This is a genomic window from Sphingobacterium sp. ML3W (assembly GCF_029542085.1).
Taxonomy (GTDB): domain Bacteria; phylum Bacteroidota; class Bacteroidia; order Sphingobacteriales; family Sphingobacteriaceae; genus Sphingobacterium.
This window is the reverse complement of sequence record NZ_CP107036.1, coordinates 4,924,230-4,936,399: the sequence shown is the minus strand read 5'-3', so window position 1 is coordinate 4,936,399 and position 12,170 is coordinate 4,924,230. Positions and strand designations below refer to the sequence as shown.

Annotated in this window: 8 protein-coding genes and 1 tRNA gene; 2 read left to right on the top strand and 7 right to left on the bottom strand. The window is 40.3% G+C overall.

Annotation, left to right across the window (positions count from 1 at the left end; genetic code table 11):
• Position 1: 1 nt before the first annotated feature.
• Together OGI71_RS20835 and dcd are read right to left on the bottom strand one after the other, a co-directional pair.
• Positions 2 to 1,111 carry an MBL fold metallo-hydrolase gene (locus tag OGI71_RS20835; protein ID WP_282251629.1) on the bottom strand — a complete coding sequence of 370 codons (1,110 nt, stop codon included), beginning with the start codon at positions 1,109 to 1,111 and terminating at the stop codon, positions 2 to 4.
• 1 nt (position 1,112) lies between these two features.
• Positions 1,113 to 1,649 carry a dCTP deaminase gene (dcd, locus tag OGI71_RS20830; RefSeq protein WP_282251628.1) on the bottom strand — a complete coding sequence of 179 codons (537 nt, stop codon included), beginning with the start codon at positions 1,647 to 1,649 and terminating at the stop codon, positions 1,113 to 1,115.
• Positions 1,650 to 1,817: 168 nt separating this feature from the next.
• Between dcd and OGI71_RS20825 the strand changes: the two genes are divergently transcribed.
• Both OGI71_RS20825 and OGI71_RS20820 read left to right on the top strand, forming a co-directional pair.
• Positions 1,818 to 2,459, top strand: a complete 642-nt coding sequence (locus tag OGI71_RS20825) for a 4'-phosphopantetheinyl transferase superfamily protein (protein WP_282251627.1) — start codon at positions 1,818 to 1,820, stop codon at positions 2,457 to 2,459.
• Between the two features lie 110 nt (positions 2,460 to 2,569).
• Positions 2,570 to 2,641: transfer RNA gene (locus OGI71_RS20820), tRNA-Glu, on the top strand.
• 781 nt (positions 2,642 to 3,422) lie between these two features.
• On the opposite strand, the gene OGI71_RS20815 is transcribed toward OGI71_RS20820, so the two are convergent.
• From OGI71_RS20815 to OGI71_RS20795, 5 genes are all read right to left on the bottom strand, one after another.
• Positions 3,423 to 4,763, bottom strand: a complete 1,341-nt coding sequence (locus OGI71_RS20815; RefSeq protein ID WP_282251625.1) for a DUF1735 domain-containing protein — start codon at positions 4,761 to 4,763, stop codon at positions 3,423 to 3,425.
• Between the two features lie 25 nt (positions 4,764 to 4,788).
• Positions 4,789 to 6,630 (bottom strand): RagB/SusD family nutrient uptake outer membrane protein, encoded by a 1,842-nt coding sequence (locus OGI71_RS20810; RefSeq protein WP_282251623.1) that lies wholly within the window; start codon positions 6,628 to 6,630, stop codon positions 4,789 to 4,791.
• 8 nt (positions 6,631 to 6,638) lie between these two features.
• The gene (locus tag OGI71_RS20805) at positions 6,639 to 9,935 is read right to left on the bottom strand and encodes a TonB-dependent receptor (protein WP_282251621.1); all 3,297 of its coding nucleotides are present in this window, start codon (positions 9,933 to 9,935) and stop codon (positions 6,639 to 6,641) included.
• 180 nt (positions 9,936 to 10,115) lie between these two features.
• Positions 10,116 to 11,285: a FecR family protein gene (locus OGI71_RS20800; protein ID WP_282251620.1), complete on the bottom strand. Its 1,170-nt coding sequence runs from the start codon at positions 11,283 to 11,285 to the stop codon at positions 10,116 to 10,118.
• Between the two features lie 83 nt (positions 11,286 to 11,368).
• Positions 11,369 to 11,947 (bottom strand): sigma-70 family RNA polymerase sigma factor, encoded by a 579-nt coding sequence (locus OGI71_RS20795; RefSeq protein WP_282251619.1) that lies wholly within the window; start codon positions 11,945 to 11,947, stop codon positions 11,369 to 11,371.
• Positions 11,948 to 12,170: the final 223 nt, after the last annotated feature.

Below are 12,170 nucleotides of genomic sequence, written 5' to 3'. Positions count from 1 at the left end.
TTTAATTGACGTCCCGCCACCAAGGGGAATATATGGTATCCAGCTTATTCAGAGAAACCAGTTCCCCTATCTTCGGGGTAATAAGTTTACTGTGTTCCTTTTGAGCGGTCTCATAGAACTTCTCCATCGGCTCCTTCCACCCGTGCATGGCCAGAGCAAATTTTGAAGAGTGGACAGGCATAGTGACTTTAGCTTGCAGATCTTTGGTTTCAAGTCCCCATTCTTCAGGCAAAGAGTGAATATAATGCCAAGCATCATTATACTGCCCATTTTCTAAAATAGCCAGGTCAAATGGCCCAAACCGTTCACCGATTGTCTTAAAGTGTTTTCCATAACCACTATCACCTCCTAAAAATAAATTATACTTTGAAGTCTTTAGCACGAAGGAAGTCCAAAGGGTATTGTTTCTCGTGATTCTGCGTCCGGAAAAATGTCTAGCAGGGGTGAAAGTTACCTGAAAATCAGGCACAAGATTTACCTGATCATACCAATCGCCTTCGACAATTTGTTCTGTTTTATAACCCCAGGATTCGAAATGCGCGCCTACCCCCAAACCACAGATGACCTGACCTACCTTCTCACGCAGTTTGATGATGGTCTCATAATCAAGATGATCATAATGATCATGGGAAATAAATAGATAATCTATTTTGGGGAAGTCTGCTACTGTATAATCCACTGCGATTTTAAACGCTTTGTTACTCCCCGGAACGGGTGAAGCATTTTCACTGAATACAGGGTCTACAAGCAATAATTTACCATCGATCTTCAGTAGATAGGATGAGTGGCCAAACCATATCAGAAGATCTTGTGATGGCAGATTTTTTAGATCACATTTTAGGGCTGGTAATACACCTAATGGCTTCAGCCCCGGTTTTTTATTGAAAAGAAAATCCCACATTAAAGAGACGACGTTTACATCACTCTTCAAGGACGGTGTCACCTCTAGGTTATGAAATACACCATTTCTGAAATTCGGCGATTGCTTCATCCGCTCCAATCGTGTACCTTTAAAGCTTCCGCCAAACATTGGATGGACAAAGTAATAGAGCAACCCACTGACTAAGACAATCAATAGCATCCCTAAAATAATCCATCCAACGTTTTTCATTTTAGAAACTATTCTTCCACATCATGGATTCGACAGGACGGATAGTCTTGCCATTATATTTTGCATTACCTTTTGTATTGTAAAACGTCTCTATCTCACCTTCTACAGCAAAATAAATCAATTGACCGATTGGCATACCGGCATAGACTCTGACGGGTTGCGCAACAGATATCTCCAATGTCCAAGTATTACAAAAGCCCACATCACCTTTACCAGCTGTCGCATGGATGTCAATTCCCAAACGACCAGTACTCGATTTTCCTTCCAAAAAAGGAACGTGTTTGTGCGTTTCTGTATATTCCTGAGTGACGCCTAAATAAAGGGTATTAGGTTCCAATACAAAACCCTCGTCTGGAATTTCAAAATGATTAATTTCATTATGCTTTTTGGCATCCAAAACGCGATCCGCGTAAGTTGCCAAATATTTACCCAAATGCACATCGTAGGAATTTGTTCCCAAGCACTTACGATCAAATGGTTGAATGACAATACTGCCATTTTCAATCTCTTCAAGAATTCTTTTATCCGATAAAATCATGTGTATCAAGATAGCAAGAGCATCAGGCCATGCTATATAAATTCAAAAATACGGTTCTCACACAAATTTTTACGCTATTTTTTATGTAAAAAAAACAAATCCATTAATTTTTCAGATCGCTCGGCATTGAGTGTGCGATAATTTGTGATTTGTTTTTTAAATTTGGGTATGAGTCTAGTGTATTTACGTGAAATAGATAATCAAACTAAATTTGCCATTTGGCGGATTGAAGAATCGGATGATGATTTATTATCCAAACTGCAGTTGGATGAGCGTGAAAAAGCCAAATTAGGTTCATTTAACAAAGGCAAAAGGCGTTTGCATTGGCTAGCAACCCGTGTTCTATTGCGTACTTTATTAAATACCTCACATTACATTGACTGTCCGTCCGACGCCAACGGCAAGCCTTATCTTGCAAATTTTCCACAAAAAATCTCACTTTCACACTCTTTTGACTATGCTGCGGCGATGATAAGTACCAAAGGAGAAGTGGGGATAGATATGGAAATTATTAAAACCAAAGTGGAACGGATTCAACACAAGTTTCTTAAGCCCGCTGAACTTGCTTTTATCACGAAAGCTGAAACACGATATGAGCAATTATATGCCTGTTGGTGTGCCAAAGAGGCGATCTATAAACTACAAGGTAATTCAGGTGTATCCTTTCTAAACAATATGACCATTGAGCCATTTGAATACGAAAAACAAGGCATACTGAAACTCGTACTCGACAGCAGCCCTCTCCAGCAGACTTTTGAGGTACATTATGAAAAATTCAATGAATATATGCTCGCATATGCCGTTGGTTAAGGTTGTCTAAAAAAATAATTTTTCTCAATTTCAGCGAATTAGCAATGTAAGAACACTTTTTTTTTGTGCTTATTGAAAAAGCTTCTATATTTGCAGCATCACAAAAAAATGGCCCGTTCGTCTAGGGGTTAGGACGCAAGATTTTCATTCTTGAAACAGGGGTTCGATTCCCCTACGGGCTACTAAAAACAAAAAATCCTGCAAATCAAAATTGCAGGATTTTTTGTTTTTCAGTATCTACAGATACCTATATTGAACCGGTCTCTGGACGTGAATACGAACCATCGAAATGAAATTCCAAAGCTAACCGTGTAAAGGGTACCAAAGGAGCTGTACAATCTTCAACAGTTACAACAAGGGTCCTGCCTTCGCTTTTTTTCTTTTAATTTTTAGGTGCAGCAAACGAAGCATCAAATAGTAACCAACTTATACTTTTTGACAGTACTTATTCAGTGTTTGTTCAGTGCTTGCTCAGTGATGATTCAGTATGAACTGAATAAACAATGACTGATTACTGTTTAAAAATTGATTGAAAATTGTCACTTGTTATAATTTGGTAATAGCGTGTTCCAGCTTTAATGTGTATCTTGATTACCTATAACCTATCATTTAATTATAGTAATCATCAAAAAAAGCGTTAATGGGCTGTTTGCATTTCACTGGACTGCTTGAAAGCCTTTTGGTCAAACTACCCCATCTTTTTTGAGTGTTCTACATTTCGGCCACCTTGCGGCATATTCTTTGCGTTTCTCCCTTGCATCCTACTCGTCATAAGTGGCCAGCAGAAAGTCGATCTCTTTTTCTGCTATACCCAAAAGTAATTTCTTAAGGACTTTATCGAGTGACTATTCAAGTTATTAGTTCACACCTTCCTCTTAAAGAAAAATAGGGCCATTCGATTTTTTTCGAACAGCCCTATACTAACAATCTACCTTCAGATAATACGATAAATATCAAATATCGCTACAGACCTTTTACATATACTTCGGCGATAGCAGATGAAGGTGGACGGTTACTCTCGGTAACAATACATTTCAAATAACGTGCTTTCGTCGTTGGAATATTGGCCATAAGTGTATGTTTTGGATTATTGGCACCAAAGTCAACTTTGCCTACCGGAATATAGGTTTTATTATCAGTACTCACTTCAAATTGGACAGTCTTCAGATCATTATTTGCCCGTCTTATGAGCTCAATTGCCATCATTTCATGCTCTTTACCCAAATCAATGACTAAGAAATGCGGTAGTGGCGGTTCTCCCCCCATCCAAATGTTATGCCAGTAGGTATCTACATTGCCGTCCAAAATGTTTTCTTTTTCACCCCCACCAATCCATTCGGATGAAGCCTGAATAACCTTCCAGCCTGTACGGGCAATATCTGGTGGTTGAAATGAAACCGGAACCAATATGGTTGACGCTTCTGGATTAACACTATTTTTTGAAACAGATTTAATCCGTAAAGGCAAGGCATATTCACCAAATAAATTTGTCGTACCATTGGTGAGCCCCTTTTTAAGGATCGTAAATTCGAAACTTCCCTTATTTTTCATGGCATTGACTTTGTAGGGCATATCCGACAATTGATATGCTGCTTTCGGAAGCAATTTCAGTTTCTTGTCATCAGAAACTGTTCCATTATAAGTATCCAGAATCTGTGGGTCGATTTCAATTTCATATGTAAGATCCCATTGATTAGGATAATTTGTTATAACCGAGGCCTGCCCCTTTATTTGTTCTGATCCCGTTGGTGTCAATTTAATCTGCTCAAGTTGCAAACCCGGTGACGTGAATTCTAAAAAAGGATCTTTAACATTCGGAATAAGCAAAGTTGTTGCCATTTCTGGTTTCAAGGAATGTAATATGTCATCCTGGGTTTCAACTCGGCAAGGAAGGACATACATTTCCTTATACTTCCCCTGTAATAATTTTATCCGTTCACTATCAAACACAATTGCTATGTCATGTAAATAATCCTTCTTCTCAAAAGTCAACGTTATTTTGTCAATTTTATAGCAGTCCGCAGGAAGCAGTTTATAATTTGTCCCTTCTCGGGCATTATAATCAGCCAGATATGCTTCATCAATCTTAAAATTCACCTTCGCTTCCTTCTGCCCAATTCCAGCTTTGACAACAGTCACATTGTAATCAAACTTCCCCCAGTCAAATACAGTTATTTTATTTTCTTTAAAGTCTTTGAAATAAATGGTATCGTCGACCATATTATTCATTCGATCATCCTTCTGACACCCAAGAATCAGGGCAAATGCCAACAGGAAGACACAATACGAAATACAAGTTTTCATCTTCTTCAGTATTAGTAAATTTGCACTACCATCCATAATTCTGTGTAATGTTGACCATCTCACTCAATTGCTTTTGATGTATCGGAAAGAAATAATGCTTTGACTGAAAAACTCGTTTTCCAGGAAAAACATCCTTCGTCCTTTCCCATGAGGCTTCATAGGTTTTGGCGGCAACATTACGCGTATAATAAGGTTCGTTCATTTCCTGCTCTGCGATCATCCATGTTCTTAGATCTGGATAACGATGCCCCTCAAAAGCCATTTCCACCATCCGTTCTTTGCGGAGGAGTGCGCGAAGCAACTCCTTATTTCCCAATACTTCTGGGTAAGCCTCTTCCAATTTATTCAAACCGCTACGCTGGCGGACGAGATTGACATATTTTAAGGCTTCGGCTTCATTCCGGCTTGGTTTTTCATTACATGCTTCCGCATAATTGAGGTATATCTCAGCCAGGCGATAATAGGGCCACGCAAACTGTCCCCAGTTTCCCGACTCGATATCATTTGTCGGGTCACTCATTCTCCGCCAAAGGTATCCAGACTTTACACAGTCCCCCGTGGTAGTATAGGTCGATGTTCCGCCATCAAAAAACGTAACCTTCTTCGTGCCATGTAATGTGTTGATCCAGTACATTCCATTGGCCAAAATAGAGGCGTAAAAGCGGGCATCACGTCCCACACAACTGTTATGCGCTTTGAAGTTCCCAAAATTGTCCAATGGATGAACATAGTTATCCGTAAATCCCGTTTCTTGATACCCCGATTTCTCATCGATAATCGGTTGGCCATTGGCGCTATAGCCTGTTACCGGATATCGTCCAGAATTTGCCATGGGATAAGCATCTACCAATTTCAATGATGGCGCATATCCACCCCAACCCGTTGTCACCACCCGAGGGGGGGCTGTACGGACATTATAATTAAAGCCATCATCAGACCAGCGACCCCAAATAATTTCTGAATTCCATTTTTCAAAATAAACTCCCATATACGATTTTATCGCACGACGAAACGGGTTTGTTTCCTTATTATCTTGGTATAGCATGTACAGATTCAAGTCGATCACATCTTTGGCCGCTGTGGCGGCCAGCTCCCATTTAGTGAGATCGGTAGTCTGAGGGAACAAGAATTCTCCGCTTTTATTCTTCATTCCAACATATAATTTTGCGCCATTAAATAAGGGACGTGCCATATACAATAAAAGTTCCGATTTTGCAGCCATGACCGCACCTTTTGTCAAGCGACCATACCATGCCTGATCTGTAATCTCCTGAGGCAACACCGCTGTTGACTTATCAAATTCGGAGAGAATAAAATCGACATTGGCTTGCAAAGGCATTCTATCTACGGTCTTCGCATCAATCTTATCATCTGCGGCACGATCACCCCAGACATATACCGGACCATAGCGTCGCAACAATAAATAATAAAAATAGGCCCGTAAAAACCTAGCCTCGGCTTTCATCACATTTTTGGTAGGCTCATTTAATTCCACGTTTTTATCAATATTATTAATAAAAACGGTCGCCTGGTTAATACCCTGATAATTATGTACCCAAGTAGCATACTCATCTGTGGTAACACCCCAGCCTCCATTCGCGAAGTTGAGCCAGGGTACCCAAGCCACCCAGGAGAACAGTGCTTCATCACTCAGCGGGACATTGCCCCCCTCACTATTAAACAAATCATGTTCAATAGGCAGATAACCATAGACTTGGGCCAGATATCGCTCTGTTGTGATACGCTTCATAAACGTCTCGTCAAGCGTTTTTTGATTGGCAAGATCTACATCTAAATACTTGCTGCATGCCCCAAAGACAAAGGGCACCAGAAGACAAGACAGGAGGTAAATATATTTTTTCATCATTTTCTCAATTAGAATATCACACTTAGACCAATATTAAATACGCGCATTTGCGGGTAACTACTTCCGGACACAGTTTCCAGTTCAGGATCCCATAACTTGAATTTACTGAATGTAAAGACATTCACTCCTTGTGCATACACATGCAGAGTAGACAGCTTCCATTTTTCAGTCCATTGTTTGGGCAATGTATAGCCAAACTCCAAATTCTTTAAGCGCATGAAACTCATGTCCCGCTGCCACCATGTTGATGCCTGGGAATTATTCGCAATATTGAGCGACAGGCGTGGATAGAGCGCATTTGGATTTGGATTATCGGCACTCCAGCGATTATCGGCCACATCTGCATAAATTTGTCCTGAATTCCAGATATTGCCCGTCTGTCCGTACAAAGGTCCTCCCGCAATAATCCGGGTGATATCTCCCACACCGTGAAAAAATGCTGCAATATCGAATCCTCGCCAAGATACACTTGTTCCAAAACCATAGGTCAACTGCGGCATATCGGTATCACCAATAGCCACCATATCCTCCGTAGATATTTCTCCATCACCATTGATATCCCGGTATTTCAAATCTCCGGGACGTGGAGGGCTAAATTTTTGCACCGGACTATGTGCGATTTCCTCCTCCGACTGAAACAAACCCGTTGCGATTAGACCACGTTGCTGCCCCCAACGCTGTCCTATATCGGATTGGTAGGCCCATATAGGCGTGGGTTTATCATCAAATATTTTTTTGTTGCGATTATAAGTGATATTACCCCGAACCTGAAGGCCGAAATCTCCTTGACGATGGTTAAATTCCAAGGAGCCTTCTATCCCTTTATTCTCCATTTTACCGATATTTACTAACGGCTTTATATTAACCCCGACGATGGATGGAACACTTTCTTGTGGAATATAGATCCCTTCACGTTTCTCCGCAAAATAATCTGCCTGAATCGTCAACTTATTGAACATGGTTAATTCCACGCCAATATTGCGTTTCAAAGCACTTTCCCAGGCGACCAATGGATTCCCTGGATAACCTGTAGCAATTCCCTGCAGCCATTTTTTTCCATTGATACCAAAAGAATAACTACCACGATCCTCCATCTCCGAGTTATAGGCAAATCGGCGCCGGCCATCAATCTTATCACTACCGATCTTACCAATGGATCCCCGTATCTTTAGGAAATTTATTACAGATAATAACGGTTTAAAGAAAGTCTCATTACTCAACACATAACCCATTGCCAAGGATGGAAAGAATCCGAAACGTTTTTTCGGGGCAAAATTTTCCGACCCATTATAACCAAAGTTTCCTTCGATAAAATAGCGGTCCTGATAGGAATAAGTCAGACGTGAAGCGATCCCCGTATTTCGGTATGGGAGCGCAGCGATATAATTTTTCTCAGGAAAATTATTTGTTCGCTCGCGCATAGAAAATAAGAATAGCCCACCTAGGCGATGCTTGTCGGCAAATAAGCGGTCATACATCAGTGAACTTTCAAAGTTAATCGCCCGTTCGCCCGAATGCTTGTCATCCAGTTCGAAATAGTCGCTTCCCGCACCATTATCTATAAAAATTAGATTTCCATCGCTGTCCCGTGCATTCTTCTTGTCTACATAATAAGTAACGGGATTCTTACGACGATCCAGTGCGGTCCAATTCTTAGCATCCCAGGAGAATTTGACATTGGCTCTCAGCCCAGGCGTTATTAATTCAGAAAAGTCCTGTGTTACCCCAACCAAGGACTGTGCATTATTCCAAAAATCTTTCGAATATCCTGTTGTATTTAGAAAATAATAGGGACTCATTGCATAGGCTCCTGTCGAAAATTGTGTTGGCGTTGCCACGGGAGTGGTATGCAAGATGATATCATACATGGTTCCTAAATCTACTCCTAAACGATTTTTTGTTTCAAACTGATTGGAAAGATTTAAATTGACTTCAGTCGAAGGCGAAAGTCTAATGTCTACATTTGACCGGAAATTGATTCGGTCGAAATTCACAGAAGGATCATAGTTGGATGTCTTTCGAGGTTGAAAAATCCCATTTTCTTTCATATAGGAACCTGACACATAATACTTAATAAAATCTCCACCTCCAGTTACGTTCATGTTGAGCCGGCCATTGGACGTTCTTTTCTTAAATATTTCCTGCATCCAATCCACATTAGGGTATACATCCGGATCTAACTTATTGATATGTTTGTTGATCTCCTCTGGCGATAACGGAGCCATACCAGATTGTTCATAATTAAGATCGTGATAATAGTCCAACCATTGTGTGGCATTGGCCAGTTTTGGTAGTCGTATGGGTTCCAGTATACCACGTTCGAAGCGAGCATTGATGCTTGGTTTGGCGCTTTTCTTTCCTCTTTTCGTGGTGATGATCACAATGCCATTGGCCCCCCTTACACCATATACAGCTGTCGCTGTCGCATCTTTTAAGACAGAAAAAGACTCCACATCTTCAGGATCAACTAAATCCATGGGTCTTTCGATTCCATCAACCAAAATCAATGGACTGTTACTTCCAGCAAAACTACTGACGCCTCGTATCCAAAACGACGTCGCCGATCCCGGTTCTCCTGAACCTTGCACAGTGATAACACCCGCCATTTGCCCTGCGAGTGAACTACTAATTTTGGCTACGGGTGTTTTTAACTGTTGTGGTGAGACACTACTAATAGCCCCAATCACACTTATTTTTCGCTGCTTTCCATAAGCAACAACTACTGCTTCCTCCAAATCACTTACTGCCGCCACTAAGGTCATGTTGATTTGGCTGGAGCTACCTATCGTATGTTCAACGGACTGGTAGCCCACCAAGGAAAATACAAGTATCTTATGCTGATCTTCTACTTCCAGGGTATATCGTCCCTGTGCATCGGTCTTTGTTGCTACACTTGTCCCTTTGACCGCAACGGTGACACTCTCCAATGCATTCCCCTTTGCATCTGAAACGACCCCGGTAATCTTTTTTTTCTGTACCCGTGCAAAATTTTGCGGCAGGTTAGACGATGTCGGTTTTGCAACGATCAATACCGTATTCAGATTTAGCTCATAAGCAAGATCTCTTTCGGTCAAAAACTCCTGCAGGACCTCCTTAAAGTTTCTATTCTTTGCTTTAATGGTCACCCGCTTCTGTTTATTGATTAATTTATTATTGTACAAAAATTCGTACCCCGTTTGTTTTTGGATCTCATCCAGGACATCCACCAAATGTCCGTTTTTTATATCCAAGGTTACTTGTTGACCAAAGCTAGCCGCATGGACATGCACCATGGAGATGATGAGGATTAGTATACATACTTTCATCCTGATTAATGCTTTTACAAAGAATTTCTGTTTAAAAAAGCAACTTTTGCTATTCCTTTTATACATTTGTATAGGTTTGGTGTTAAATGGTTCATAACTCAATTAGGTCTATTTAATTGCTAAGCATCGATCGGGAGTGTTACGAGCACTTCCGATTACTTTTAGCTTCATCTCGTATTGTCACATAACAAGGACCCTCCCATCCTGAATTTTAAATTTATAATTGGATATCTTTTCGAGCTGCTTGAGTAAATCTGAAAGCTTCTTAGTTCTTTTAACCATAGCAGTAAATGTGTCTGTTGAAGTAGATTGTATTTTGATCTCTTTGATATCATACCAATCTTTTACTTTTTGAAGCACAGTTTCTATATCATCTTCTGTAAAGCGGAAAAAACCATCACGCCATGCCAAGATTTCTTTTAGATCAGCCTGTTTCAACACAATCTGCTTTTGTTCCGGATCTGACTCTGCTTGCATACCGGGGGCTAGAATTTTACGGGTGCTGCCCAAGCTGACTTCTACTTTACCTTTGATCAAAGTTGTCAGCGTTTTGGTCTTGGTTAAATCGGATGATACATTAAACTGTGTTCCCAGAACTTTGATCCGTGTTTGCTTTGTTTCTACGATAAAGGGCTTGGCGGGGTCATGGGCGACATCAAAATAGGCCTCACCATCTAAGAAAACTAATCTATTGGCTGTCTCAAAATGTACGGGGTAAGTTAAACTGGATCCTGAATTCAAATGTACCTTTGTCCCATCAATCAGTTGTAGCGTCAAGGCACTCCCTTTGGGGCTATGAAATGTCCGTTTTTCAGAACCGTGCTCACCATGTTTCAGCTGATATAACAACGTTCCATCTTTGTCTCTAACAATAGTCAGATTACCTTTGTCCAATGACTCGGGATTATCGGCAGAAATCGAATATTGCTCACCTGTAGACAGTGTAAGTATGGGTGCATTCCCATCAGGGAGAGCGATCTCATTCGCTAAAACCTGTTTAGAATGTGTTATCGGCGCCGTTTCGCGCTTTACAAAGTATACGATTGAAAAACAAAAAATAACAACTGCAGCAGCTAAACTACCCCACTTGACATAGTTTATTCTATTTCTTCCATTGTATGCTAATTCTTCTTTGTCTTCTTGAATACGATGAGAAAGCTGCTTGGCTACGTTATCTCTGTCAAATAGTTCTGAACGAACTGGAATCTTCTCTTCCAGGCTCTCAAACAGAGATGAAAACTGGGATTCATCCAGATCATCCAATTTATCTAACATCTCTTTTAACTCAGTCCGCGAGATTGTATTTCGGAAATAATTGGTCAGCAAATAGCGTAGTCTTTCTTCTTGCATGGTCAAATTGGTTCGTACTTTCTAAGTTTATTTTAGACAGTACACCACAAAAGCAAAAAAGGACTACATAAAATATTCTTTTTTTAATAAAAATAAAAAAATAAGGATAATAACAGGTTTCTTCCTGATCGGACCTGTTTCAGGGATTTCGACGCTCTGGCAAGATGATTTTTTACCGTGTTTTTAGAGAGGTTTAGTTCCTCAGCTATTTGTTGACAGGGAACTCCATCTACCCTGCTCAAGGTAAATATAAGTTTTTGTTGAGCCGGCAACTGGGAAAGGTAACCCTCAATTTCCTCGGACAGCTCTTTTCGTTCGACCATTCGATCAGCGGTCTCTGATTGGCCTTCGATGTGATAGGCTAATAGTTCAAAAGCAGCATGCGAGCGCTTAATACTCCTTAGTTTGTTAAAGCACTCTCTTTTGGCCAAAACATATAGAAATGGCCAAAGATCTACATCTTGTTTTATGCTCATACGATTGGTCCACAACTTAACAAATACTTCCTGCACAATATCTTCGCTCCAACCCGTATCTTTCAACAAATAAAAGGAAACATCAAAAATTCGATCTGCATACAGCTGGTAAAACTGCAGCAAAGCGGCCTCACTTCCCATAGCGAGATCCTGAATCAAATTAGCTTCATAAAATTCTTTTCTCATAACCCAAGTCCCAACACTTCAGTATATTGGTCGTTTTTCTTTTCCGTTAAAAATCAGTTTATTGAGACAATTTAGCAATTATTTCAATAGCACTGCTTTTTTTGTTTAAACTTTCATTTTCTCATAAAAATAAAATTACTTGCGCATCAGCTTATATATATTAAACGTTTTGATTCGCCTAAGTTCTGCAGCCTCGTTTTTTTATTAAACTTATTGATATACA

Bases quoted from the DNA above. Each gene is read 5' to 3' on its own strand.
- OGI71_RS20835 (WP_282251629.1), bottom strand. From the start codon at position 1,111: ATGAAAAACGTTGGATGGATTATTTTAGGGATGCTATTGATTGTCTTA.
- dcd (WP_282251628.1), bottom strand. From the start codon at position 1,649: ATGATTTTATCGGATAAAAGAATTCTTGAAGAGATTGAAAATGGCAGT.
- OGI71_RS20825 (WP_282251627.1), top strand. From the start codon at position 1,818: ATGAGTCTAGTGTATTTACGTGAAATAGATAATCAAACTAAATTTGCC.
- OGI71_RS20815 (WP_282251625.1), bottom strand. From the start codon at position 4,763: ATGAAAACTTGTATTTCGTATTGTGTCTTCCTGTTGGCATTTGCCCTG.
- OGI71_RS20810 (WP_282251623.1), bottom strand. From the start codon at position 6,630: ATGATGAAAAAATATATTTACCTCCTGTCTTGTCTTCTGGTGCCCTTT.
- OGI71_RS20805 (WP_282251621.1), bottom strand. From the start codon at position 9,935: ATGAAAGTATGTATACTAATCCTCATCATCTCCATGGTGCATGTCCAT.
- OGI71_RS20800 (WP_282251620.1), bottom strand. From the start codon at position 11,285: ATGCAAGAAGAAAGACTACGCTATTTGCTGACCAATTATTTCCGAAAT.
- OGI71_RS20795 (WP_282251619.1), bottom strand. From the start codon at position 11,947: ATGAGAAAAGAATTTTATGAAGCTAATTTGATTCAGGATCTCGCTATG.